At 57.0% G+C, this 25,073-nt stretch carries 25 protein-coding genes; 15 read left to right on the plus strand and 10 right to left on the minus strand.

Annotated elements, in window-relative coordinates; translation table 11 throughout:
* Nucleotides 1–4 precede the first annotated feature (4 nt).
* The 4 genes from DW349_RS00750 to DW349_RS00765 all read left to right on the plus strand — a co-directional run bounded on the left by DW349_RS00750 (nucleotide 5) and on the right by DW349_RS00765 (nucleotide 1,550).
* Entirely contained in the window at nucleotides 5–442 is a 438-nt protein-coding gene (locus DW349_RS00750) for a GNAT family N-acetyltransferase (RefSeq protein ID WP_108125773.1), read from the plus strand.
* A 42-nt stretch (nucleotides 443–484) separates the two neighbouring features.
* The gene (locus tag DW349_RS00755; RefSeq protein WP_108125774.1) at nucleotides 485–934 is read left to right on the plus strand and encodes a GNAT family N-acetyltransferase; all 450 of its coding nucleotides are present in this window, start codon (nucleotides 485–487) and stop codon (nucleotides 932–934) included.
* 71 nt (nucleotides 935–1,005) lie between these two features.
* Nucleotides 1,006–1,263, plus strand: coding sequence for a type II toxin-antitoxin system Phd/YefM family antitoxin (locus tag DW349_RS00760; protein ID WP_108125775.1), 258 nt, complete (start codon nucleotides 1,006–1,008; stop codon nucleotides 1,261–1,263).
* Nucleotides 1,251–1,550: a type II toxin-antitoxin system RelE/ParE family toxin gene (locus tag DW349_RS00765; RefSeq protein ID WP_108125776.1), complete on the plus strand. Its 300-nt coding sequence runs from the start codon at nucleotides 1,251–1,253 to the stop codon at nucleotides 1,548–1,550. Before DW349_RS00760 ends, DW349_RS00765 begins: the two co-directional genes overlap by 13 nt.
* 25 nt (nucleotides 1,551–1,575) lie before the next feature.
* Here the strand turns inward: DW349_RS00765 and DW349_RS00770 are convergent, their stop codons facing one another.
* Nucleotides 1,576–1,794 (minus strand): DUF6500 family protein, encoded by a 219-nt coding sequence (locus DW349_RS00770; protein WP_108125777.1) that lies wholly within the window; start codon nucleotides 1,792–1,794, stop codon nucleotides 1,576–1,578.
* 13 nt (nucleotides 1,795–1,807) lie between these two features.
* Between DW349_RS00770 and DW349_RS00775 the strand changes: the two genes are divergently transcribed.
* Nucleotides 1,808–2,236 carry a nuclear transport factor 2 family protein gene (locus DW349_RS00775; RefSeq protein WP_108125778.1) on the plus strand — a complete coding sequence of 143 codons (429 nt, stop codon included), beginning with the start codon at nucleotides 1,808–1,810 and terminating at the stop codon, nucleotides 2,234–2,236.
* A gap of 2 nt (nucleotides 2,237–2,238) precedes the next feature.
* Here DW349_RS00775 and uvrD read toward each other — a convergent pair whose 3' ends face one another.
* The gene (gene uvrD / locus DW349_RS00780; RefSeq protein ID WP_108125779.1) at nucleotides 2,239–4,404 is read right to left on the minus strand and encodes a DNA helicase II; all 2,166 of its coding nucleotides are present in this window, start codon (nucleotides 4,402–4,404) and stop codon (nucleotides 2,239–2,241) included.
* Nucleotides 4,405–4,483: 79 nt separating this feature from the next.
* On the minus strand, nucleotides 4,484–5,026 hold the full coding sequence (locus tag DW349_RS00785) for a helix-turn-helix domain-containing protein (protein WP_108125780.1): 543 nt from the start codon (nucleotides 5,024–5,026) through the stop codon (nucleotides 4,484–4,486).
* A 138-nt stretch (nucleotides 5,027–5,164) separates the two neighbouring features.
* Between DW349_RS00785 and DW349_RS00790 the strand changes: the two genes are divergently transcribed.
* The 3 genes from DW349_RS00790 to DW349_RS00800 all read left to right on the plus strand — a co-directional run bounded on the left by DW349_RS00790 (nucleotide 5,165) and on the right by DW349_RS00800 (nucleotide 8,893).
* Entirely contained in the window at nucleotides 5,165–5,458 is a 294-nt protein-coding gene (locus DW349_RS00790; protein ID WP_232819326.1) for a helix-turn-helix domain-containing protein, read from the plus strand.
* A gap of 264 nt (nucleotides 5,459–5,722) precedes the next feature.
* On the plus strand, nucleotides 5,723–8,452 hold the full coding sequence (locus DW349_RS00795) for a putative bifunctional diguanylate cyclase/phosphodiesterase (RefSeq protein ID WP_162824598.1): 2,730 nt from the start codon (nucleotides 5,723–5,725) through the stop codon (nucleotides 8,450–8,452).
* A gap of 249 nt (nucleotides 8,453–8,701) precedes the next feature.
* Nucleotides 8,702–8,893, plus strand: a complete 192-nt coding sequence (locus tag DW349_RS00800) for a PA3496 family putative envelope integrity protein (RefSeq protein WP_108125782.1) — start codon at nucleotides 8,702–8,704, stop codon at nucleotides 8,891–8,893.
* Between the two features lie 195 nt (nucleotides 8,894–9,088).
* On the opposite strand, the gene dctP is transcribed toward DW349_RS00800, so the two are convergent.
* The 4 genes from dctP to DW349_RS00820 form a co-directional block, all read right to left on the minus strand.
* The gene (dctP, locus tag DW349_RS00805) at nucleotides 9,089–9,997 is read right to left on the minus strand and encodes a TRAP transporter substrate-binding protein DctP (protein WP_198650498.1); all 909 of its coding nucleotides are present in this window, start codon (nucleotides 9,995–9,997) and stop codon (nucleotides 9,089–9,091) included.
* Nucleotides 9,998–10,150: 153 nt separating this feature from the next.
* Nucleotides 10,151–12,073: a methyl-accepting chemotaxis protein gene (locus tag DW349_RS00810; RefSeq protein WP_108125784.1), complete on the minus strand. Its 1,923-nt coding sequence runs from the start codon at nucleotides 12,071–12,073 to the stop codon at nucleotides 10,151–10,153.
* Nucleotides 12,074–12,565: 492 nt separating this feature from the next.
* Complete coding sequence (locus tag DW349_RS00815) at nucleotides 12,566–14,188, minus strand: methyl-accepting chemotaxis protein (protein ID WP_108125785.1); 1,623 nt, start codon at nucleotides 14,186–14,188, stop codon at nucleotides 12,566–12,568.
* 184 nt (nucleotides 14,189–14,372) lie between these two features.
* Entirely contained in the window at nucleotides 14,373–15,941 is a 1,569-nt protein-coding gene (locus tag DW349_RS00820) for a methyl-accepting chemotaxis protein (RefSeq protein ID WP_232819327.1), read from the minus strand.
* A 308-nt stretch (nucleotides 15,942–16,249) separates the two neighbouring features.
* On the opposite strand from DW349_RS00820, the gene DW349_RS00825 reads away from it, so the two are divergent.
* The 4 genes from DW349_RS00825 to DW349_RS00840 all read left to right on the plus strand — a co-directional run bounded on the left by DW349_RS00825 (nucleotide 16,250) and on the right by DW349_RS00840 (nucleotide 20,793).
* Nucleotides 16,250–16,519 (plus strand): DUF4212 domain-containing protein, encoded by a 270-nt coding sequence (locus DW349_RS00825; RefSeq protein WP_108125787.1) that lies wholly within the window; start codon nucleotides 16,250–16,252, stop codon nucleotides 16,517–16,519.
* A gap of 11 nt (nucleotides 16,520–16,530) precedes the next feature.
* Nucleotides 16,531–18,231, plus strand: a complete 1,701-nt coding sequence (locus DW349_RS00830) for a sodium:solute symporter family protein (RefSeq protein WP_108125788.1) — start codon at nucleotides 16,531–16,533, stop codon at nucleotides 18,229–18,231.
* Between the two features lie 89 nt (nucleotides 18,232–18,320).
* On the plus strand, nucleotides 18,321–20,195 hold the full coding sequence (locus DW349_RS00835) for a DUF294 nucleotidyltransferase-like domain-containing protein (protein ID WP_108125789.1): 1,875 nt from the start codon (nucleotides 18,321–18,323) through the stop codon (nucleotides 20,193–20,195).
* Complete coding sequence (locus DW349_RS00840) at nucleotides 20,188–20,793, plus strand: 3'-5' exonuclease (protein WP_157954359.1); 606 nt, start codon at nucleotides 20,188–20,190, stop codon at nucleotides 20,791–20,793. The genes DW349_RS00835 and DW349_RS00840 overlap by 8 nt, the downstream gene beginning before the upstream one ends.
* Here DW349_RS00840 and DW349_RS00845 read toward each other — a convergent pair.
* The 3 genes from DW349_RS00845 to DW349_RS00855 all read right to left on the minus strand — a co-directional run bounded on the left by DW349_RS00845 (nucleotide 20,778) and on the right by DW349_RS00855 (nucleotide 22,914).
* A complete protein-coding gene (locus DW349_RS00845) occupies nucleotides 20,778–21,230 on the minus strand; it encodes a MerR family transcriptional regulator (RefSeq protein ID WP_108125791.1) in 453 nt (150 codons plus the stop codon). The two genes, DW349_RS00840 and DW349_RS00845, sit on opposite strands and share 16 nt — an antisense overlap.
* Before the next feature lie 80 nt (nucleotides 21,231–21,310).
* Complete coding sequence (locus DW349_RS00850) at nucleotides 21,311–22,069, minus strand: SDR family NAD(P)-dependent oxidoreductase (RefSeq protein WP_108125792.1); 759 nt, start codon at nucleotides 22,067–22,069, stop codon at nucleotides 21,311–21,313.
* An 80-nt stretch (nucleotides 22,070–22,149) separates the two neighbouring features.
* The gene (locus tag DW349_RS00855; RefSeq protein ID WP_108125793.1) at nucleotides 22,150–22,914 is read right to left on the minus strand and encodes a ParA family protein; all 765 of its coding nucleotides are present in this window, start codon (nucleotides 22,912–22,914) and stop codon (nucleotides 22,150–22,152) included.
* A 727-nt stretch (nucleotides 22,915–23,641) separates the two neighbouring features.
* On the opposite strand from DW349_RS00855, the gene DW349_RS00860 reads away from it, so the two are divergent.
* From DW349_RS00860 to DW349_RS00870, 3 genes are read left to right on the plus strand one after another with little or no spacing between them, the layout of a single operon-like run.
* Entirely contained in the window at nucleotides 23,642–24,349 is a 708-nt protein-coding gene (locus tag DW349_RS00860; RefSeq protein ID WP_438646596.1) for a methyl-accepting chemotaxis protein, read from the plus strand.
* 12 nt (nucleotides 24,350–24,361) lie between these two features.
* Entirely contained in the window at nucleotides 24,362–24,727 is a 366-nt protein-coding gene (locus DW349_RS00865; protein ID WP_108125795.1) for a response regulator, read from the plus strand.
* A gap of 13 nt (nucleotides 24,728–24,740) precedes the next feature.
* A complete protein-coding gene (locus DW349_RS00870; RefSeq protein WP_108125796.1) occupies nucleotides 24,741–25,064 on the plus strand; it encodes an STAS domain-containing protein in 324 nt (107 codons plus the stop codon).
* Nucleotides 25,065–25,073 lie beyond the last annotated feature (9 nt).

Here is a 25,073-nt window from a genome sequence, read left to right on the forward strand (position 1 = left end):
CTGTATGGCGATGATTGTTCGTGAGGCAAAGCTCAGCGATGCAGAGCGACTGGCAGAACTAATGCCGCAACTGGGGTATTCCATAGAGCCTTCTGTATTGGCGGATAAGATTTCCAGCTTCAATAACGGCTATGGCGATGCCGTTTTTGTCGCCGAACTGAATAACAATATTGTCGGTTTTATTTCCTGCCATATTACAAATTTACTCCATCAACCGGGAAGCAGCGGCCGCATCACCAGTTTGCTGGTCGATCATGAGGTAAGAGGCAATGGCATTGGTAAAAAATTGGTCGCAACAGCGGAAGATTTTTTTACTCGTCGGCAGTGCGAGAAATTCGAAGTAACCAGTGGCTTGGAGCGTTCCGATGCTCACCGGTTCTATCAGTCGTTGGGTTATCAAGCGAATAATTTGCGCTTTATTAAGGCTGTAGTCGTTGAATAGAAAACTCAACCTTATCGCTGATCTAATGGAAAGAACCTCGTCATGTTAGTGCAATACCGAAAGGCTCAGAGCGCTGATGTAGACCGGCTATTTTTCATTCGTGCCAATACTCGCGATAACCCCATCCCCACCGAACAGTTAGAGCCGATGGGCATTACGCCAACATCAATACGCCAGGGTTTTGAGCAAGAACAACTGTGCGGTTGGGTTTGTCTGGCTGGCGATGTGATTGTGGGTTTTTGCAATGGTGACCTGAACACAGGCGAAGTCCTGGTATTGGCGCTGTTGCCAGAGTTCGAAGGCCAGGGCATAGGCCGACAGTTGTTGGGGCATGTTGTAACCGAACTCAAACAGCAGGGTGTGAATACCATTTGGCTCGCTGCGGATAGCAACTCAGAGGTACGGGCGCATGGTTTTTATCGCAAGCTGGGTTGGGTACCTACCGGAGAGCGGTTGGAGAACGGTGATGAGATTCTGATTTTGCAATCTTAGCCCGCCGCGCCTGTTCCCCGATTCGCCGCAAGTGATACTATAGTGGCACTCCAGAAGCCGGTACCGAAGTCATGAAAGTCGAACTGGTCACCAACCTCAAACGCCAGGCCACCAAGATCCTGGCGGATCTCCATTCATCTAAAGAGCCGGTGTTGATCACTGAACATGGCCAGCCCTCCGCCTATCTGGTTGACGTTCAGGATTATGAATTGATGCAGCGCCGCTTGGCGCTTTTGGATGGATTATCTCGTGGCGAACGTGCCGCTATGGAAGGCCGCACACTGAACCAAACAGAAGCCAGGGAGAAAATGGCTAAATGGCTGAAATAGTCTGGACGGAACCCGCGCTTCAACAATTGGACGACATCGCAGAATACATCGCACTGGATAAACCTAACGCGGCCGGCCAATTGGTTGCCTCAGTTTTTGAAGAAGTGGAACGCCTGGCAGGTTTCCCACAATCGGGCCGAATACCGCCCGAGCTGCCGGGTTCGGTATATAGGGAAGTGGTTGTGCCGCCTTGTCGTGTGTTTTATCGAATTGAAGCTACAACGGTTATTATTCTGTTGGTGATCAGGGAGGAGCAGTTATTTCGTCGATTCATGCTCGACAATTAGAAGCATGACATTCAAAAACTCCACATCACTTTCCCGCTAACACCATCGTTTTAACCTTCACCGCCTTCTCAAAATGATCCAATTGATGCGTTTGAATCCACCAGGTAGCAGCTTCCATCAGTAGGCTCGGATCGTCATTTTTGTTAGCGAAAAAGGCGTAGAACGATAAACCAACGTTGTCACCTTTGGCGGCAATCTTTTGGTCACAAACCTGGATGATTTTTTCGCGAAGTTTTGGGCGCATTGAGTGCTCTTAAATGTATGAAGCCGTTATAGTTTATGTGATTAAAAATGCATGGAGAGGCAAGATGGATCTAAGTGAACATCTGGTTGCGCTTGAGAAAGCCTTGCTGACTTTTGAAGTACGGCACAACGAAGAAAAGCTGGAACAGCTGATTGCACCTGAGTTTAGAGAAATAGGTGCGTCGGGTGCGTATTTCGGGCTCACTGAAATTTTGCAGCGTTTACCCGAAGAACAAAACTGGACCGCCAGAGTGCAAGATTTTGAATGTTATTCGCTGGGTAAGGGCATTTGTCAGCTGGTATTTAAAGCATTTATCAAGCATCACGATTCTGACTCAGGAACATTTTCCCTTCGAAGCAGCATTTGGCGGCAGTTTGGTGATGACTGGAAAGTGGTCTTTCATCAGGGCACTTTGGTGCCGCCATTCAACTTGGCAGATTAGCTTCAAATCACTTCCAACTTCGCATACTGCATCATCAACCAGCGCTCGCTGCCATCATCAAACGCCACCTGAACCCGCGCTTGCGCGCCACCGCCTTCGGCATTGATTAAAGTGCCTTCACCAAACATCGGGTGCAGCACGCGTTGGCCCAAACTGAAGCCACCGGCTTCCATCGCCATGTCTTCTTGCAAGCCGAAACTGACCGGGCGTGATACCGATGAGCGCAGCCGCACTTCGTTCATTAGTTCCGCTGGGATTTCTTTGATAAAGCGCGACACCGAGTTGAATTGTTCCGAGCCGTATAAACGTCGGCTTTCGGCGTAAGTCAGCGTCAGATTTTTGCGGGCGCGGGTGATGCCGACGTAGGCGAGGCGGCGTTCTTCTTGCAGGCCGCCGGCGTCGTCCATCGACATTTTGTGTGGGAATAAGCCCTCTTCCATGCCGACCAGAAAGACGTGTTCGAATTCCAGACCTTTGGCTGAGTGCAGCGTCATTAAGTTTACGCTGTCTTCGAATTCGTCGGCTTGGCGGTCGCCGGCGTCGAGTGAGGCTTCGCCCAAAAATTGCGCCAGTAGTTGCATCGGGGTTTCGGCGTCTTCGTCGCCGGCAAAACTTTGGGCGGCGGTGACCAGTTCTTGCAGGTTTTCGATGCGGGCGCGGCCTTTTTCGCCTTTTTCTTTTTCGTGGTGTTCGATCAGGCCGGAGGCGTCGTTGATTTTTTCGACCATCTTGCCGAGTTCTTCTTGTTCGCTGATCAAGGCTTCAAGGTCGGCGATTAACAGCATGAAGTCGCTTAGGGCGTTGGCGGCGCGTGTGGACAGCACTTTGTTTTCGATGGCGTTGGCGCTGGCTTCCCACAGGGAGCTGCCTTGGTCGCGCGCGATGATGCGGATGGTTTCGACGGTTTTGCCGCCGATGCCGCGTGTCGGTACGTTGTGAATGCGTTCGAAGGCGGCGTCGTCCTGGCGGTTCAGCACCAGGCGCAGGTAGGCGACGCTGTTGCGGATTTCCAGGCGTTCGTAGAAACGCTGGCCGCCGTAAATGCGGTACGGAATCTGGCTGTGAATCAGTGCTTCTTCCAGTACCCGGCTTTGGGCGTTGGAGCGGTACAGCACGGCGATGTCGGTGGCGTTGGTGCCGCTGTCCATCAGGCGGTTGATTTCGTCGGCGAGGTAACGCGCTTCATCTTGTTCGTTGAAGGCGGCGTAGAGGCGAATGGGGTCGCCTTTGTCGCCTTCGGTCCACAGGTTTTTGCCCAGGCGTGCCGGGTTGCGGGCGATGACGGCGTTGGCGGCGTCGAGAATGGTCGAGGTGGAGCGGTAGTTTTGTTCCAGCCGCACGATGTGGGTGCCGGGGAAGTCGTGTTCGAAGGTCTGGATGGTTTCGACTTTGGCGCCGCGCCAGCCGTAAATGGATTGGTCGTCGTCGCCGACGATGGTCAGGCTGAGACGTTCGCCGGCCAGTACGCGCAGCCAGGCGTATTGGATGGTGTTGATGTCCTGGAATTCGTCGACCAGTAAGTGGGTAAAGCGTTGTTGGTAGTGCGCCAGGATGTCGGGTTGGTTGAGCCAGAGTTCGTGGGCGCGCAGCAGCAGTTCGCCGAAATCGACCAGGCCGGAGCGTTCGCACAGTTCTTCGTAGTCGCGGTAGATCTGCAACAGGGAATCGCCGAACCAGTCGCCGTTGCTGTGTGAATGTTGGGCGCGGATGCCTTCGTCTTTCTGGCGGTTGATGTAGCCCTGGGCTTGTTTGGGCGGCACTCGGTCGTCGGGAATGCCGCGTTCGGTCATGACGCGTTTGATCAGCCGCAGTTGATCGTCGCTGTCCATTACCTGGAAGTTTTCCGGCAAGCCAGCGGCGGCGGTGTGGGCTTTTAACAGTCGATGCGCCAGGCCGTGAAAAGTGCCCAGCCATAAGCCGGTGCTGGGTGTTTCCAGCAGCTCTTCGACCCGGCCGCGCATTTCGCGTGCGGCTTTGTTGGTGAAGGTGACCGACAGTACGGAGTATGGCGATGCCAAACCTGCGGCAATCAGCCAGGCGATGCGATGGGTCAGCACTCTCGTTTTGCCACTGCCGGCGCCGGCGAGTACCAGCAAGTGCTGGGCGTCGCTTTCTACGGCCTGGCGTTGTTCGGGGTTCAGTTGGTCGAGCAGGGCGTTGAGGTCCATCGGCATCAATAGCTGTACAAAAAAACAGGGAATGGAGTGTACCAGAAGGATGGCTGGGCTGGGGATGGGCTATTGCTGGCTAGGCATCTTCGCTGGTGGCGTTGGTCAGTAGCGCGACTTGGATGATGGGTAGGATGTCGGCTTCGTCGAGGTGGTCGATGTCGATGGTGCCGGCCATTTTCAGCAGGCCAAGCAGGCGCAAGGTTGCGGTCAGGATGGCTTGGCGTTCTTCGGGGGTTTTGCCCAGATCGTGCAGCGGTTTCACCATTTTGGCGTAGACCTCGACGGGCAGGTGATCGATGGCGTCGGTGCTTTGCAGGGTGTAGACGCTGCCCTTTTCGGCGATGCGCGGCCAGCTGTTCAGTTCCATGCGGCCTTCGCCGGCGGCCAACCAGCCGACGGAAACCTGTGCGGCTTCGGCCAGTTGCAGCAGGTGTTTTCGATTAGGTTCGGATTGGCCGGTGCGCCACTTACGGAGCACTGAGCTTGATACGCCGGCTTGTTTGGACATGGCTGTGGCGCCGCCGGCACGTTCGACCGCTATGATCAGACGCTCTGCAAATGCCATTGCCGTGGCGTCGGCTGCTTGTGTCTTGTGATCAGTCGAAGTTCGATCTTTCATGGTTCACCATAACTCATTGAATTTATTGTAACTTTTGTTTATTAAGCACGTTCGTACTGGTTTCTTGTTCGGTTGCGCCATAAAAGCGTTTGAACATCGTTCTATGCGTGTGCATTATGTTTGCGTATCGCAACAAGTATGGCACTCGGCTTTTGTTTCATGACTACACACTGTGACGCTAAAAAAACCAGCCCTGAAGACTGGCATCGTGCAGACATCGTTGCTGCGGTGCGCAAGGCCGGCTGGAGCCTGCGCCGACTGGCGAAACATCATGGCTATGCCTCACCCAATACGCTGACCAACGCTCTGGCCAGGCACTGGCCGAAAGGTGAGCGTATTATTGCTGCCGCTATAGGCGTGGCGCCAGAGGAAATCTGGCCCAGCCGATACGCGGACAAGAATAACACCAGCGGTTCCAACCTCCGAGTCTAGGTCGCATAAGTGTGACGTTATTGGGGTCTGATTGTCGGTTGGGTGGTGTTGTGGTGTTTCCGGTTGAGGCATTTGGGCGGTCAGTATTCCGCCGTTGACGATCAATCGTTGTCGTTAATGAGTTATGGAGAACTCATGGTACGAATGGAGCTCGGCAGACGCCGAACGGTGTTATCGGCATTGGCCGGTAAATCGCGAGAACTGCACTATACTGACGCGGGTCATTTTCATTTCGGCCCGTACCCCGGCCCTGGCGACGTTCTCATGTACCAACCCCAAGATACGCTGCGTTTTCTGCGCCATTCGTTGATGCTGCGCTACAGCTTGCTGTTGTGGGTGTGTTCATTTCTGTTGGCGTTGGTGTGTCTGTGGGTGCGCGGTGCGTTGCTGTCGAGCATGGAGCTGCCGTTAATGGCATTGCTCAGCGGTGCGGGCATGGCGTTGTCGCACTGGGGTGGCATGCACTTGAAGATGCGGCCGAGCTGGAAGCCGGATGTCTGGATCGACAGTTTGGCGTTGGTGCACGGTCTTTATTGGGGCTGGCAGGCGAGTGCTGGCGGTTTGTGCCTGACGCTCGGAATCGCTTACGCCGTGGCCTCCTGCATTGCGCTGATTCCTCAGTGGCGCAGCCAGTTGGTGGCCTGTCTGCCGGTGTTGTTGGTCCCGGTGCTGGCAAACCCTGGGCTGCCGACGCAAACCTTGGTTGAACTGCATCTGCCGTTGATGTCGCTGATTTTGCTGGCCTCCTGGCAGGCCAGCAACATGGCGTATCGGAACCTGGAGAGTTTGATCGATAAGCGTCGGTTGACGACGCAGTTGTCGCGCCATCGCGATCAGTTGGAAAGCATTGTCAGTCGTCGCACCTCGGAACTGGAAGCGGCTAACAAGCGGTTGAACGATGAAGTCTATCTGCGTCAGCAGGTCAATCAGACGCTGCTGAAAAGCGAAGAACAGATGAACATGGCGATGGCCGCCAGTGGCATCGGCTTCTGGGACTGGGACATCGCCGGGCGGCGCGTCTACCACTCCGATCAGCAACGCTTTTTCGGCCAGGTGACCGACGTGACCGATTACATCGATCTTGAAGCCTGGGTGGATGTCGCCGACCGCGCGCTGGTGCGTCGCGCCCTGCGCGCCCATTTGAAAGGCCGAACCCGGTTTTATCACGCCCGGTACCGGTTGCACCGGCCCGACGCCGACCGGCCCATCTGGCTTGAAGACAGCGGCCGCGTTATCACTCGCGATGCCCAGGGCCGGCCGTTGCGCATGGTCGGCACCCGCCGCGACATTTCCAAAGACATGCGTTTGCAAGAAGAACTGCGGCTGTCGTCATCGCTGTTCAACAACAGCCCCGACGGCGTGTTCGTGCTCGACGCCAGCCAGCGCTTGCGCACTTGCAACCGGGTGTTCAGCCAGGTAATCGGGCGGCAGAAAAGCCAGTTGGTGGGCAACGCCCTGTTTGATGTGATTCGTACCGAACAGCGCAACCGCATCGCCCAGGGCATGGTGAATAACGGCCGTTGGCAAGGCGACATCATCGCGCTGCGCGACGGTCATCATCGCTTCCCGATGCGGCTGACGTTGAGCGCCATTCGCGGCACCGATGGCCGCACCAGCCATTTTTTAGGCATCGTGCGCGATCTGACCGAGCAGCAACACACCGCGCTGGAACTCGATTATCTGCACAACTACGACAAGCTGACCGGCTTGTTCAACCGCGCGTATTTCCACCAGTTGCTCAAGCAGTTCGAGACCCACGAACCCTTGATGTCGAACCAATACGCGGTGGCGGTGCTGAACCTCGACCGCTTCAAGGCGATTAACGAAAGCCTGGGCCAGGACATTGGCGACCAACTGCTGCGCGATGTATCGGCACGGTTGAACAACCTGCAAGACCCGGTGCGCTCTGTAGCCCGGTTGGGCGGCGATGAATTCGCGCTGCTGTTCGACTACGGCGGCGACCGCCAGGCGCTGGACAATGCCTTGTCGGCGGCGCTGGAAGAGGTCAGCCGGCTGAGCCTGATTGATGAGCATGAGTTGATCGTCACCGCCAGCATGGGCGTGTGTCTGGTGCATCGCGACAACCTGCACCAATTGCTGAATCAGGCGATTACAGCTATGGGTCAGGCGCGTCAGCGCGGCGGCAACAAGTGGCTGTACTATCGCCAGGCCTTGAGCGACAAACCGGCGGAGCGGCGCCAGTTGGTGGCCGACCTGAGCGCTGCAACCACCACCTCGCAACTGAGCGTCGATTACCAACCCAAGCTGAACCTCAGCACCGGCCTGATCGATTCAGTCGAAGCCTTGGTGCGTTGGCAGCATCCGGAACGCGGCCCCATCGAGCCGGAAGATTTCCTGCCACTGGCCGAGGAAGCCGGGTTGATTGGCCGCATCAGCGACGCCGTGCTGCAACGCGCCTGTCTGGATGCCGCGCGTTGGCAACGTCAGGGCTTGGGCGACATAGCGGTGTCGGTGAATCTGTCGGCCAGCCAGGTGTACCGCAGCGACCTGTACGACCGCGTTGCCATGGCACTCAAACAAAGTGGGTTGGAGGCGAAATATCTGGAGCTGGAAGTCACCGAAGCCATGCTGATGGAAGACGCCAACCACGCTCAGGATTTCCTCAACCAATTGCGTTCCCTGGGCGTGCGGCTGACGCTGGACGACTTCGGCACCGGCTTTACCTCGCTGAACTATCTCAAGCGTTTCCCGATTCAGACGCTGAAAATTGACCGGTCATTCATACAGGAATGGCGTCCGGGTGAAAGCAGCCCGGTGATCGAGGCCATCATGGCGATGGCCGACAGCCTGAAAATGGAAGTGGTGGCCGAGGGCGTGGAAAGCCGTGAACAGTTGAGCTACCTGAAACGGCTCGGTTGCGGCCATGCGCAGGGCTATCTGATCAGCCGTCCGCTGCCAGCAACCGAATTACTGACGTTGATCCAGCACGCGAACCTGCCGCAGCTTTACGATCACGCCAACCGCATCCATTAATGCGCGCCATTGCCCGGCCGCAAAAATTCCACGCGGCTGAGAACCCTTCTCGTGTGGGCACAGTTCCTGCTTATAGGTTTCTCAATCGGCCTTGGCTGAGTGCGAAACGCAGGCCGTTTCGGCGGTCACAGTTTTGCCACAGCCACTGGCTAGACTCGGTTTTCCCGTTCGGGCACCAGGCAGTGCCTGGCGCTGATGAACTGAAAAAAGAACAAGAAACGGCAGTCGCCACTTAAAGGAGCTGATCTCATGTCTGTGAATCTGTTTGATTTGGAACTGGCTAATATCGAGGACAATCAACTGCACAAACCGGCGGATACCAGCGAATCCAAGCGTTCCACCAACCATCGTAGATTGGCGGCACGCCGCGCGATTGAAGATCATCTGGAGCAGCAAAAGCTGCGTAAAGACCTGGACGATCTGGATCTGGAACTGTTCTAAAACGGTCGTTCCGGCCGTTAAAAAAGCGCCTTCGGGCGCTTTTTTTATGCCTGTGGGACGGGTGGTCTGCTGTTACACAAGCTCACACCTGGGTGTTACCAAGCGTTACCCAACCGACACGGTTGCACCGATGGCGATTCGCTTTCGATGCACAAGCGGACAGGTTCGACACCTGTCCGCATTAATAGACGCCGTTCAGGGTGTCGGCAATTGCTGGCGCAGATCGCTCAGGTCGGTCGGTGCGAAGGCGACCGGCGTCAGCAGGCTGAGCAATGCGGCGCGGGCGGAGGCGTTGGACTGGCGCATCTGGGCGTCGAGATCGCGCGCCCAGCCGTTCAGATGTTCGCTGACAACTAAACGTTGTTCTTCGGTCAGTCGTGCCAGAGCGCGTTCCGGCAGAATCAAAATGCCCCAGGTGTAGACCACCGGCTGGTCGGTCAGATAGTCGAGCCGGCTGTGCCAGTTCAGCGTTAGAGCGGCCGCTGGTGGTGCAATCAGCGCGTCCACTGCACCGGTTTCGAGCGCCGCCAACACATCCCCGATGCCCAAGACGGCGAAATCGATGTCCACGCTGCGGCTGAGGTCGCGCACGCTTGGCGTGTCTGGCAGCCAGAGTTTGCTGGCGTGCAAGCCGGCCATGCCGTTGACCGGCTGTTGCGACATCAGATAGGCAAAACCGCCGTCGAGCGGGCCAAAGCCGTACCAGCCGTGTTCGGCCAGGCGGGCGCGAATGGTCGGGTCGAACTCAATCCGGGCGGCATCGACGGCCTCCAGCGAATCGAACTGGAACGGCTGGCTGATGCCTTCGGCCGGAATGTCGAGCAACGTCAGCGTGCTGCTCGATACCAAAGCGCCCTGCAACTGGCCGACGCGAATCTTGCGCAGCACGGTGGCGTCGTTACCCATCACGCCGCTGGGGTACAGCTTCAGATCCAGCGCGCCATCGGTGGCGGCCGCCAATTCAGCCGACAGCGCCTGCAAGCTGGAAACAGCGGCAGAACCGGGTGGGTATTGGGTGGCAATTTTCAGAGACTCGGCCTGGGCGGTCAGGCTCAAACCCAGAACCAGACTGGCTATCAGCCAGTGGCGAAACAGAATGCGCATCGTCATAACAACCTTGAACGTTTGACCGTTCAGTATGTCGAGCGGTGATGACAAGCCGATGTCGGCGGAGCGTGTGAGTGAGTTTGGGAAGGGGAAGAAACGAACCTCAGTCCCTGAGGCCTATGAAGAACTCGAACCCTGTCTTAGCTTGGATTAAACCTTGTAGTGCGCCAGTTGGCGTTGCAGGCCTTCGGCCAGGCGGATCATTGATTCGCTGGCGCTGCGGGTCTGGTTGGCCTGGTCGGCGGTGTCCTGAGCGTTGCTGTGAATGCGCTCCAAGGTGGTGTTGATGTCTTCAGCCACCCGGCTTTGCTCTTCGGCTGCGCTGGCGATGTCGGCGTTGCGCTCGGTGATGCTGCCCACGGCCTGGCGCATCTGGTTGATCGCCAGACCGGATTCCTCGGCTTTGGCGGTCAGGCTGTCGGCCAGTTCCTGAGTGGACGCCATCATGCGAGCGGTGGACTTGGCGCCGTTCTGCAACTGTTCGATCTGGCTGCGAATGGAGTCGATCGAATCCTGGGTGCGGTTCGCCAACATGCGCACTTCGTCGGCCACCACGGCAAAGCCACGGCCCTGTTCACCGGCGCGGGCGGCTTCGATGGCGGCGTTCAACGCCAGCAAGTTGGTTTGTTCGGCGATGCCATGAATCACTTCCAGCACGCCGCTGATGGCGTCGCTGTTCTGGTCCAGCTCTTCAACGGCGCGGGCGCAATCGGCAATCGTCTTGGCCTGCTGTTCGATGATGTGGATGGTTTGCTGCACCAGTTCGTGGCCGCTGTGCGCCTGTCCATCGGCGGAGCGGGCGGCCGATTCAGCAGCACTGGCGCTTTCGGCGACGTTCTGAGCGGTCATCGACATTTCCTGCATAGACGTCGCGACCTGTTCGGTGTCGGCGGTCTGACGGCCGATCGACTGGCTCGATTGCTCGGCCACCGTGCGCAGGCCCTGAGCGGCGGTCAACACTTCGTTCGACGACTGGCCGACGCTGCGAATGGTGTCTTGCACCTTAGCCAGCAGTTTGTCGAAGCCATTCGCCATCTGGCCGAATTCGTCGCGGCTGTTGGAACTGAAGCGGGCGGTCAAGTCGCCCTCACCTTCGGCGATGTCGTTCACCAGCCGGATCATGCGGGTCATCGGCCGGGTTACGACGGTCGACAGCAACAGATTGATGGCAACGATCAACACCGCGCCAATCACGATGATGGCACCGGCGATCAACAACGAATCGGACAGAATGATGTCGCTGAGCTCATCGCGCGAATAGGCCGAGACCACCTTGTAGCCCCAATTGTCGAAACTGGTTTCGGTAAACGCCCAGTGGTCCTGGTCACCCGCCAGGGCCGCTTCAACGGTGGCGGTGTCCTGATTGGACGAATGCATGCGCAGGCGGCCTTTGTCGTCCACCAGAGCGGTGAAGCCGTCGTTCAGTACCGTGGCTTCGGCAATGGACGCATCCAGCACACTCATATCGGCCGAGTAGCCAACGTACCAGATGCCAACCACGGCACCGTTGGCGTCGAACATCGGCGCGTAACCGGTCAGGTAGGGTTTGCCCAGAATGTCGACCTGGCCGTAAAACGCCTGGCCGGATTCAATGGCGCGGAAAGCAGCGCCGCCGGGGGTCAGAATGGTGCCGGTGGCGCGTTTGCCTTCGTTCTGAACGTTGGTGGACACGCGCACGTAATTTTCGCCATCGAAGACGAACAGCGTGGCGGTGCCGCCCATGTCGGCGGTCAGTTCATCGACCAGATCATAACGATTGGCTTGCGGGTCGTTACCGAGCCACAGTTGCGGCACGTTGCGCTCGCCAACCTGAGTGCGACCGGCCAGGCGCGGCGTGCCGATGGCTTCGCCACGTTTAATCAACACCGCCATGCTGCTTTGCACCCGCGCCGACATAATGCTGTCGGTCACCGACAGCAAACGCACCATCCGGCTGCCCGCTTGGGCGGCCTGATTTTCGGCGGTTTGAGTGAGTTCGTGGTCGCGTGAAATGACGGTAAAAATCGCCGTCAACGCAATCACCAGAGAAATCATCAGCGTCACCGCCAACGAGAATTTTTTTCTGACTGACATAGGCATCCGCTCCTATAAAAAAGCCATAAAGACCCTGGGCCGGGCCAACAATGGACCAGCCAATTGATGAAAAAATATCCCCTGCACGGACGAGTGCAGGCCATCACGAACCCCCACCTGGGTGGCCGGGGTACCGCTGTGATATCGATGCGATGGGAACGTCAATCGACCCTATGCTGAGCCGTTGCACTGTTATTTAGACGCCACTTATATAGCTGTCAAATACTGACCACTGCTAGATTTTCGAGCGATTTGAAATGCGATTTATTCTCCGTAATTCGCGCCAAAAAAGAATTGGCGCAGCGCGAATAAAACGCGGTGAAACGCCCGGAATATCGGGCTGAAAACGAGGCGGTTTGAGCGGGGAAATAACGGCGGGAAAACTTGAACGCTGATTGGTGAAATCGTCCGTCGAATGGAACGCTTGGTTACCATCGACGGACTGGCGCATACGCCAAAGTTGGACACGTGCCTTACATCAATAAACGGCGCTTACACCTGAAAACGGGCGACGACCGCGTTCATCGTTGCGGCCAGCTGTGCCAGATCGTCGCTGGACTGCCGCACCTGTTGCGAGCCTTCGGCGGTCTGGTTGCTCAGGTCGCGCAGTGTGACCAGATTGCGATCGACTTCCTTGGCAACCGATGCCTGCTGTTCCGCTGCGCTGGCAGACGCCATGTTGCGGTCGTTGATGTCGCTGATCAGCGTGGCAATGGTCGATAACGCCTCGGCCGCTTCGCGTCCACTGGTTAGGGTGTGGGTCGCTTTGTCGTTGTTGTCGCGCATGGCGCCAACGGCCGTGGCCGTGCCGCTTTGCACCGCCTGAATGATGTTTTCGATCTCGGCAATGGAATCGGCCGTCCGCTGCGCCAGGCCGCGTACTTCCTCAGCAACGACGGCAAAGCCACGGCCGTGCTCGCCCGCCCGGGCCGCTTCGATGGCGGCGTTCAGCGCCAGCAGGTTGGTCTGGTCGGCAATCTCACCGATCACTTCCAACACCGAGCCGACGTCGGTTACCCGTCCGGCCAGCGTTTCCATGCTCTCGGCGTTGCTTTGCACGCTGCTGACCAGGCTTTCGATGGCGTTCAGGGTGGCATCTACTTTAGCCAGCCCGAAGCGGGTGCGTTCGTCGGCCTGGCGCGATTGATCGGCGGTGTTGTTGGCGTTGCCGGCCACTTCCTCGATGGCGGCGGTGAGTTCGGTGACGGCCGTGGCGGCCATTTCAATTTCTTCCGACTGCCGCTGGGCGCTGCGCGTGGCTTCGTGCGTGACATCGCTCAGTGCGTCGGACGCCATGCTCAGTTGTTTCGACGACGCCGACAGGCTGGCTAAGGTGTCGCGCAGATTGCTCTGCATCCGCGCCAGCGCACGCATCAGTTCGGTGGCTTCGTCGCGACCGCTGAACTGAATATCGCTGGTCAGATCATTACCGGCGATGGCGTTTGCCACCTGCACCGCTTCGCGCAGCGGCCCGGTCACCGAGCGTGTCAGCCGCCACGACAGCCCGACAATCAACACCGCCATCACTGCGAGCAGCGCCCAGGTGGTGAGTCGCGTCAGTTGATAATTGCTGTTGGCGTTACCGGCGACCTGGGTAATGCCGGCCTGCTGCGCGGCAATGGTCGCCTGAATGCGTTCGTTAATGGCGTCGGCCAGCGGTGCGGCATCTTCGTCGAGCAGATCGCGCGCGCCGATGTTGTCGAAGCCGGCCACCATCTGCCAGACCTGATCGTTCAACTGCCAATAGCTGTCGAGGTCGGCTTCGATCTCAGCCAGTGTCGTTTGCGCCGCTTCCGACACAATCAACTCGGCGTAGCGAGCCTTGGCTTGGTTCAATTCGTCGCGCGACTGATCGAGTTTGGTGCGAAACAGCTCGCGCTGACTCGACGTCAGCGCCGACATCAGGTTCGCCGTCTCAGTGCGGACCTGCATAAAGGCGGTGTCGAGATTGCTCACAGCGATCAGCGTCGGCACGTTCAAAGCATCGATCTGTGCCAGGTCGTCGTTCAGCTGGCTCAGGCGTTTCAGGCCGTACAGGCCCAACCCGAACAGCAATACCAGGGTGGTGCCGAGAATCAGCGTCAGTCGTAATCCAATATTGAGGCGGCGCAACATGCGATTTCTCCAAACCCTTACTGCGAGCACGGTGGCTGCGGAATAAGAGAAACGGGTGGATTGTCGCAATCATCACGCAAGAGCGAGGCCAGATGAAGCTCAGTCGCGGCCGTTAGCCGACGTTTGACGAACCAAAAACGACAACCGCGCCGGGCGGTTGTCGTTTGGATTCACAGCCGGTGTTTTAGAGCTGGAAACGGCCGACCAGTTTATTCAGCTCTTCCGCCAATCGCGCCAGTTCCTGGCTGGACGAACTGGCCTGTTCGGCGCCAGCGGCGGTTTGGGTGGCAAGATCGCGCACGGTAATCAGGTTGCGGTCAACTTCACGCGCCACCTGCGCCTGCTGTTCAGCGGCACTGGCTGAGGCGGTGTTGTGGTTGCTGATGCTGCCGATCAGGGTAGCGATGGTGTGCAAGGCCTCGCCCGCCTGGCGGCCGGTATCGAGCGTGCTGGTGGCGCTGTCGTTGCTGGTGCGCATGGCACCCACGGCGCGCTCGGAGCCCTGCTCCACCGCTTCGATGATGCGTTCGATTTCGTGCGTGGAATCGGCGGTGCGCTGCGCCAGGCTGCGCACTTCGTCGGCCACAACGGCAAAGCCACGGCCGTGCTCGCCGGCCCGGGCGGCCTCAATAGCAGCGTTCAGCGCCAGCAGGTTGGTTTGCTCGGCAATGCCACGAATCACATCCAGAACCGAGGTTACATCGGCAATTTTGGTCGACAGATCTTCGATGTCGCCGGCGGTGTTCTGGATCACCGACACCAGGCTTTCAATCGAGGTAATGGTGCGATTGACCTGTTCCAGACCGTAGCGGGAACGCTCTTCGGCCTGTTGCGATTCCTGAGCGGTTTCATTGGCGTTGCTGGCGACTTCCTCGATGGCCGCAGTCATCTCAGTAACGGCCGTTGCCGCCTGATCCAGCTCTTCCGACTGTTGCTGCAAGCCTTTGGTGGATTCACGGCTGACCGCGCTGAGCTCTTCCGACGCCGAGGCCAACTGATCCGACGAGTGGTTGATGCTCATCAGGGTGTCACGCAGGTTCGTTTTCATACGTTGCAGCGCGCTGAGCATTTGCGCGGCTTCGTCGCGGCCGATGATGTCGATGTCGCCGGTCAGATCGTTATCGGCGACCACATTGGCAACGCTGATCGCCTGGCGAATCGGCCCGACAATGCTGCGCGTCAGCCAGATGGCGCACAGCACCACCAGCACAATCACCACGCCAATGGCACCGAGAATGGTCATCCGCGCCATGTTGAAGGTTTGCTGGGCGGTGGTGGCGGAATCGCGGATGCGTTGCTTCTGGAATTCCACCAGATCGTCGATTTCGCGGGTGATGCTGGCCGCCAGCGGTGCTAACTGATCACCCAGTATCGCTTCAGCGTCTTCTTCGCGACCGGTCTTGGCTAACTGCTGCACTTGATCGTTCAGCGGCCAGTACTGGTTAAAGCTCTGGATCAAACGGCCGTAGATTTCGATGGCGGCTGGTGCACGCATCAAACCTTCAAATTCAATTTCTGCCTCTTCCAGCTCGGCCCGCGCAGCGGTGACGTTCGCAGCGTAGCGATTGATCTCTGCCGCCTCGCCAGTAGTCAGCATATTGGCGGTGTGAACCCGCACCAGCAAAAAGCTGCTGTTGATATTTTCGACGGCTTCCAGGCTGGGCAGGCGATGAATGTCGATAGTGACGATTTCATCATTCAGAAAACGCAATTGGTTGAGCGCAAAGCCGCCCAGACCAATCAGAAACAGCACTATGACGCCAAAAAAAAGCCCCAGTCGGGGGCCAATTGTAATCTGTCGAAGCATGGACGATTCCTCCTTGGCGATATTTCCCAAGAAATGCCTTTCCCGGTCTATGAATTGGTTGCAAAGGTTATCGACCTTAACACCTTGCCCTTTAATGACGACAGCCAGGGCCAATGCGGCTAAACATTAGTCGAACCCATACCAAAGTATAAGCGCTAGGGGTGGGGGCAGGTGTTAGGTTGCTATCGCTCGCAACTGCCTTTAGCCGTCCCGTCCGGTGGCAGTACAACAACAACAAGATGGAGGAAATCTCGATGAGCTTCGAGAGCAAAGAACACGCCGTCCAGTACTGGCGTGAAAATGTGCGTCTGTTGCTCACACTGCTGGTGATCTGGTTTGTCGTTTCTTACGGCGCCGGAATTCTGCTGGTAGATGTGTTGAATGAAATTAAATTCTTTGGGTTCAAGTTGGGCTTCTGGTTTGCCCAGCAAGGCTCGATCTACGCCTTCATTGTGTTGATCTTCGTCTACGTGAAGAAGATGAACACTCTGGACCGCAAGTACAACGTCCACGAAGACGACTGAGGAGCCGACCCATGGATATTCAAACCTTAAGTTATCTGTTCGTCGGCGCGACCTTTGCGCTGTACATCGGCATCGCGATCTGGTCGCGTGCCGGCTCCACCACCGACTTCTACGTTGCTGGCGGTGGTGTTCCTGCGGTGGCCAACGGTATGGCGACAGCGGCTGACTGGATGTCAGCGGCATCGTTCATCTCCATGGCCGGTATCATTTCCTTCGCAGGTTATGACGGCTCGGTTTACCTGATGGGCTGGACCGGCGGTTACGTGCTGCTGGCCCTGTGTCTGGCGCCTTACTTGCGCAAGTTCGGCAAGTTCACCGTGCCGGACTTCATCGGTGACCGTTACTACAGCCAGGCCGCTCGCGTGATTGCGGTCATCTGCGCCATCTTCGTGTCGTTCACTTATGTGGCCGGCCAGATGCGCGGTGTGGGCGTGGTGTTCTCGCGCTTCCTGGAAGTGGGTGTGAACACCGGTGTGGTCATCGGTATGTTCATCGTCTTCTTCTACGCCGTACTCGGCGGCATGAAGGGCATTACCTACACCCAGGTGGCTCAGTACTGCGTGATGATCTTCGCCTACATCGTACCGGCGATCTTCATCTCCCTGCTGATGACCGGCAACATCATCCCGCAGCTGGGTTTTGGTGGCAGCGTCGCCGATGGCACCTCCTTGCTGACGAAACTGGATGGTCTGTCGACCGAACTGGGCTTCGCGCAATACACCGAAGGCTCCAAGCCGATGATCGACATCTTCGCCATTACCTGTGCGCTGATGGTCGGTACCGCTGGTCTGCCGCACGTGATTGTGCGTTTCTTCACTGTACCTAAGGTGTCTGATGCTCGCCGTTCAGCCGGTTGGGCGTTGGTGTTCATCGCCATCTTGTACACCACTGCGCCGGCCGTTGCGGCTTTCGCTCGGGTGAACATGATCAACACCATCAACGGTGAAGACGGTCAGGGCACCATGTACGACCACGCCCCGAGCTGGATCAGCAACTGGGAAACCACCGGTCTGATCAAGTGGACCGACAAGAACAATGATGGCCGGATGTTCTACGCTGCCGACGAGCGCAACGAAATGAGCATCGACCGCGACATCATGGTTCTGGCCAACCCGGAAATTGCTGAACTGCCAAACTGGGTGGTTGCGCTGGTCGCAGCCGGTGGTATGGCGGCAGCTCTGTCCACAGCGGCCGGTCTGTTGCTGGTGATCTCGACCTCGATTTCGCACGACTTGCTCAAACGAAATCTGATGCCGGACATCACCGATAAACAGGAATTGATGTACGCCCGATTGGCAGCTGCTGTTGCTGTGATCGTTGCCGGTTACCTGGGTATCAACCCGCCCGGCTTCGTGGCACAGGTGGTGGCCTTCGCCTTCGGTCTGGCGGCGTCGAGCTTCTTCCCAGCCATCATTCTGGGCATCTTCCACAAGCGGATGAACAAAGAAGGCGCGCTGTCTGGCATGGTCGTTGGTATCACCTTCACCGCCGCTTACATCATCTACTTCAAGTTCATCAACCCGGGCGCCAACGTTGCTGACAACTGGCTGTTTGGTATCTCGCCGGAAGGCATTGGTACCGTGGGTATGATCCTGAACTTCGTGGTTGCCTTCGTGGTTCACAAAATCACTGGCGATGCACCGGATGAAGTTCAAGACGTGGTCGAGAACATCCGTTTCCCGAAAGGGTCGGGTGCCGCTCAGGCTCACTGATCGACTTGATGCAAGACTGAAAACCGGGGCAAATGCCCCGGTTTTTTTATGCAGCGGGCTGCTAAGCTGATAGAAAACAGGAGACTTCGATGAGCAACGCCGACGATCTCAAAGATGTCATCGATTTTCTCGCCGAAACCCTGCCGTTTTCGGCGCTACCTGCCGACAGCCGGTTGGAGGTGGCGCAAAAACTGAGCGTTGATTACATCCCGCGTCACGCCAACCAACCGCTGGCATTGGCGCCGACGCTCTACATCATTCGCACTGGCGCTTTCGAATTGCGTTCAGCCGACGGTGAATTGCTCGACCGCTTGGGTGAACACGATTTATTCGGCATCAATACCTTGCTTAACGGCAACCCGGAAGGCTTGACCGTTTATCCGATTGAAGACGCGCTGGTGTACAAACTCAGTGCCGATTCAGTGAAAGCGTTCAGCGCCCAATTCGAACCCATGGGCGATTTTTTCCAGCAGGTCAGCAGCCAGCGAAATCGACTGAATCGACTGGCGCGCAATCGGCAAGCGAAGCCGAAGCTGGAAACGCAATTAACCCAGAGCGTGCGTGACGTTATTACTGCCGATGCCGCGCCTGTTGCCTGTTCACCCGGCACGCCGATTCAACAGGCGGCGCAGTTGATGCGCGACCAACGAGTGTCGTCATTAATGCTGCTTGATGGCGATACGCTGGGCGGTATTGTCACCGACCGCGACATTCGTAATCGCGTTGTCGCTGAAGGGCTGGATTTGCAATTACCCGTCGCAAAAATTGCCACCACCGACCCGATTTTTATCGACGCTGGCGCGCTGTTGTTCGATGCGCAAAAAATGATGAGCCAGCATCGTGTTCACCATTTGCCGGTGATGGAGCAAGGCCGGGTAATCGGCATGATTACGGCGACGGATTTGGTGCGTGCGCAACAAGTTTCGCCGCTGTTTTTGATCGACGATATTCAGCGTCAACACGATTTAGACAGCCTGGCCGAATTGCGCCACCGCGTGCCCGCTTTAATTCACAACTGGGTGCAGGCCGACATCAGCCCGGTGGAAATGGGCCGCGTTCTGGCCGCCATTGGCGATGCCTTTGTGCAGCGCTGCATCGCACTGGCGCAACAGGAATTGGGCGAGGCGCCGATGCGCTTTGCCTGGCTGGCGTTCGGCTCGCAAGCGCGCATGGACCAGACTTTCGCGTCGGATCAGGACAACGCCCTCATTCTTGAACGTGAACCCAACCAACCCGAAGCCGATTATTTCCGCCACCTGGCAAACTGGGTATGCCCGGCGTTGGCGAAATGCGGCTACGTGCTGTGCCCCGGCGATATCATGGCGAGCAATCCAAATTGGCGAATGTCAGTTGCCGGCTGGCAAGCGCGGTTTAATGAATGGATTGATGAGGCGTCGCCCAAATCGTTGCTTAACAGCAGCATTTTTTTTGATTTACGAGTGATCGATGGCGACGCCGATTTACTCACGCCGGTGCAAAAAAATTTGCTGGCGCGCACGCCCAAAGCGGATTTGTTTTTGGCGTTGATGACGCAAACCGCCGTGCGTAATCGCCCACCGTTGGGGTTCTTCCGGCGCTTTGTGGTGGAGAGCGGCGGTGCGCACGAAGACGCCTTGGATTTGAAGCATCGCGGCGTCGCCTTGATCAACGATTTAGCGCGCATTCATGCCTTGGCCGGTGGCATTTCCGCCGTCGGTACGCACGCTCGATTGCAAGCGGCAATGGACGCCGGCGTGCTCGAAGCCGACGTTGCCCACAGCCTGATGGAAGCCTGGCATTTGATTGCGGCGTTGCGCATTGAAGAGCAAAGCGAAGCGGTACGTCGCGGCGAAACGCCGACCAGTTTTCTCGATCCGGATGCGCTCAGTCCGCTGACGCGTGCGCATTTAAAAGACGCCTTCGGCACCATTCAGGAAGCGCAGCAAATGGCGCTGCAACGTTATGCCCGAGGCCAATATGGCTAAAGCCGTGTGGAGTGAGCGACGGTTCTGGGTTTTAGATTTGGAATTGACCGGGCTGGATTCGTCGGAAGGCCATATTCTGAGCGCGGGTTGGGTCGCCATCGAGGGTGGTGAAATTCAACTTAGCCAGGCCGGCCATTGTTTGTTTCGGCAAAGCGCGCTGATGGGAGACGACGTGCTCGACAGCGCGCATCTGCATCACATTACCGATCAACAACGCGAAGACGGCGTGGAATTATCTGGCTGGCTAGCGCAAGCAATTGACGAACATGCCGACGATCTTTGGGTGTTCCACCACGCGCCACTCGACTCGGCATTTTTGCAGGAAAGCTGTCGTCGTTTTCAACTCAAATGGCCGAAGCCGCAAACGCTCGACACCATGGCGTTCGAGCATCGTCGCCTGCCGCGCGATGTGCCGCCGGGCTATCGCGACCTGACGCTGAATGCCTGTCGGCGACGTTACGGCTTGCCGGTGTATCGCGCGCATCACGCGCTCAGCGATGCGCTCGGTACGGCGGAATTATTGCTGGCGCAAATTCGTTCGCGGGTCGGGCCGCAGGCATCGCAGCGTGATTTATTGCGCGCTTATCGCACCCGTTGAGCCGGCGATTTCGGCACGTCGTGAACGTCGTGCAGACACAAGGCGTGGTTGCTGAGCACTTCGATGACTTTGCAGTTCGCCACCCGGCCATCGGTGCAATGGCCCACCATCGCTTCCAGTTCCTGTTCCAACGCTTGCAACCGGGCGATGCGCGAACGCACTTCGCTTAATTGCTGTGCCGCCAATTGATCGGCTTGCTGACAGGGTTCATCAACGTGATTCGACAACTGCAACAAATCGCCGATGGCGTCGAGTGAAAAACCCAACTCGCGCGCGTGGCGGATGAAGGTTAATCGCTGCAAATCAACCGGCCGATAACGCCGCTGCTGACCTTCGGTGCGCGGTGGTGGCTGAATCAAACCGAGCTGCTCGTAGTGTCGTAACGTCTGGGCTGTGCAACCCAACCGTTTGGCAACCTGACCGATGCTGTAATCCATCTTCGCCACCCTGTTCATTCCGATGTGATTCAGGGTGGCGCTTGCCCGACGGTAAAACAAGACGGTGTTATTGGGCGCCGTTACTGAGCGGTATAGCCACCATCAATCGGCAAGGTGACGCCGTTGATGTGTGGCACGCTGCCAAGCAACAAAAAGCACACCGTCTTGGCAACTTCGCCGGGCGTGCCAAAGCGTTGTTGCGGAATAGCGGCTTCGTTACGCGCCACGATGTCCGGGTGCATTTCGCGGTAAGCGGCGACCATCGGCGTTTCGGTGGCACCGGGCGCGACGGCGTTGATGCGAATACCACGTGCAGCGTATTCCACCGCCAGCGTTTTGGTAATGCCGGTCAGGCCGTGTTTGGTCGCTGAATAAACGCCGACGCCTTCGATGCCAACCAAGCCAGCCGACGACGACATATTCACGATGCTGCCACTGCCCTGTTTCAGCATGGCATCCAGCACGAATTTCAAACCGTAGAGCGCGCCGCGCAAATTGGTGTCGAGCACGGCGTCGATTTGCTCAACGCTGTTGTCGGCGAACGGCGTGCCCGGTCCGGAAATGCCGGCGTTGTTAACGAAATAATCGATGCGGCCAAAGCGTTCCAGCGCGACATCAACGTAATGTTTCACCTGTTCAGCCTGGCTGACGTCGGCTTCGACAAACGCAACGGTGGCACCCAACTGTTCCAGTTCGGCTTGGGTTTCACGGCCGATTTCGGCGTTGATATCAGCAATCACCAGTTGCATGGATTGCTCGGCCAGTTGCAAGGCAATGGCCTTGCCCAGGCCACTGGCGCCGCCGGTGATTACGGCGACGGCTGGGGATGTGGCAGTCATCGGACGCTCCTTTGAATGGGAAAATTCCCTGGCCGTTAGCCATATCCAAAGGCGATGACAAAGACAAGGAAAGAGGGCGCTTAGCTGTCCGCCAGCAGTTGTTTCATCAGCGCTTTGTAGGCCTGCCAACCCTGGCTTTCGGGGTTGCGGTCACCCAAGGGCACGCCCAGGCGGGCGGCATCGCGGAAGCCGGTATCGACCGGAATCGGGTGCGGCCAGAGCCGATCCGGATAGTCGCGTTTGAGGCTTTGCAGACACAGTTGTGACGACCGGGTGCGCGGGTCGAACAGCGTCGGCACCAGGGTATCGGGCAGCGGGCGATGAATGGACGACCGCAGTCGGTTCAAGGTTGCTGTCATACCAAGCAGGCTCGACAGCGCCATCGGGTCGGTCTGCACCGGAATAATCAGCCGATGCGCTGCGGCCAGGGCGTTGATCAGCAGCAGGCCAATTAACGGCGGGGTATCGATCAGCACATGGTCGTAATCGTTGCTCAGCAATTTCAGCGCCTGGCTCACGGTCTGGCCCATGCCGGCCTGGCGCGTCAGGTTTTTCTCCAAGGTGGCGAGTGCGGTGCGGCCGGGAATCAGCGTCAAATTGGGCAAGCCGGTTTCGGTCAACAAACTGACCGGATGTGGCCGCGTTTCCGGCGGCTGAAACAGGTGATAACTACCGGGCTGGGGCGATTCGGGGTCGTCTTTGAAATAGCTGGTCAAACTGCCTTGCGGGTCGAGGTCGAGCAGCAGTACGCGCTTACCCTGCTCCGCCAACAACGCGCCCAGACTGACCACAGTGGTGGTCTTACCCACACCGCCTTTTTGATTCGCCACGGACCAGATGACCATGGGTAGGGTTCCTTTCGATTCTGATTCTACGTTTGGTTTATAGCCGCCGATTGGCGACGATCTTTAGCAACAGTATATCGGATAACTCATATTCTGCTGTTTCATGCCAGACAGGCCGTTCAAAAAAGCTCAATTAAAAAAAAGACTTGAACAGTCTCATTTGTCGCTGCAACTTAATCCGCTGTTTGTCGGGTTCAAAAAAATTTCAGTACCGCGCAATTAATACCGACCCAGAAGTTTCGCAAATAATAATAGTTACCAGGGTGTCGTAATGATGGCTAAGAGGAGTCCAGCCGAGAGGCTGAGTGTGCTAGCCGGCGTTGAAGTAGCTGTACCAGGAATCGTTGGGATGGGCTTGTTATATCTAGGTAACACGCCCGTTTTCTGGCAAATCGGTATGTTGATAGTGACTGCTATTTGCGTTTTTTTCTCACGTCGAAAGTCCCGTTCAACACGTTCAACTATTAATCCGACGCTGGAACACATCGTTCCAAAAACTCCAAGTTCCGATGTCGCCTTGGCCGCTGTAATAGCGTCGTTGCCGGTATGGAAACGTCACATTGAAACAGCCGAAAAACAAACCGAAACCGCTGTCCGAAGTTTGTCGGAAACGTTCAGCAGTCTGGCGCGCCGCCTGAGCCAAACCACAGCCAGCAGTAACGATTCCGGCGACCAGAAATCCATGATGCAGGCCTTTGGCAACAGCCAGAATGAATTAACGCGAGTGATGCAGGGGCTCAAGCAAACCGAGCATACCCGGACAGAAATTCGTGCCGGTGTTCAGGCGTTGACGGGCTACACCCAAGAGCTCAGCGAGCTGGCAAAAGAAGTGGTGGGTATCGCCGATCAAACCAATTTACTGGCGTTAAATGCGGCCATTGAATCGGCGCGTGCCGGCGAAGCCGGGCGAGGTTTTTCGGTGGTCGCTGACGAGGTTCGCAAGCTGGCGCAGCGGTCGCGGGAAACCGCAGAAAATATGTCCGCCAAGGTCAACGCTGCCAACGCCGATATTCACGAAACCTACTCGCTGGCTGAAACCTTGATGCGTACCGAAGCCGATGCGCAGGAGCGCGCGCAACGGGAGCTTTCGGGTGTGCTGACCTCGTTGTCGGCTATGGCGCGTGATATGGACGCATCCAGCGAACAATTGCGTGAAGAGGCGGTGCGCACTCGCGCGGATATCGATCAGGTTTTGGTTGAACTGCAATTCCAGGATCGCACCAGTCAGATTCTGAATCAGGTCGGTAATACGCTGTTGGAATTAGAAGACAGACTGAAAAATCTGGACGATGAAAGCGTTCAGCAGGAACTGCAAGTGGACCGTTGGCTGGAAAAAATGGCCAATGGTTATGCGATGTTTGAGCAACATCTGAATCATGAAGGCAATGCGGCCAAAAGGTCGGCAGCCGAAGACGGTGACATCACCTTTTTTTAAGGAGAGAGCAGTATGAGTAAGATCATTCTCGTAGTCGATGATTCCGCATCTTTGCGTCAAGTTGTATGTACCGCCTTGCGCGATGAAGGTTACCAAACCGTTGAAGCCAGCGATGGCAAAGACGCCTTGAGTAAGTTGGAAGGTCAGCGCATTAATTTAGTCATCAGTGACGTCAACATGCCCAACATGGATGGCATCACTTTCCTCAAAGAACTCAAGCAGTTGCCCAATTACAAATTCACCCCGGTGATCATGCTGACCACCGAATCGCAGGAAAGCAAAAAAGCCGAGGGCAAGGCTGCCGGAGCAAAAGCCTGGGTCGTTAAACCGTTTCAGCCACAGCAATTAATTACCGCAGTGAATAAATTAATTAGCTGAGCGGAGCACGGCCATGGTGTCCTATCAAGTTGTCGAAAACGTCAGTCGCGTACTGATTGAAGGCGATATGACGATCTATACCGCCAGTGAAATAAAAACACCCCTGTGGGAAGCCGTGCAGGCGGCGCCTGTTGTAGAAGTGGACCTGAGCCAGGTGGCGGAACTTGATAGCGCCGGCCTGCAATTGCTGGTGCTGATCAAAAAACATCTGCCCGACGGCAGCAAGGTGACATTCGTCAATCACAGTCAGGTGGTTATCGACGTCATCGAGCTGATGCAACTGGCGGCTTATTTCAACGACCCCCTGGTGTTGTCGGGTCGGTCGACATTGAACTGAGGGGAAGCT

It is taken from the genome of Saccharospirillum mangrovi (assembly GCF_003367315.1).
Classification (GTDB): domain Bacteria; phylum Pseudomonadota; class Gammaproteobacteria; order Pseudomonadales; family Natronospirillaceae; genus Saccharospirillum; species Saccharospirillum mangrovi.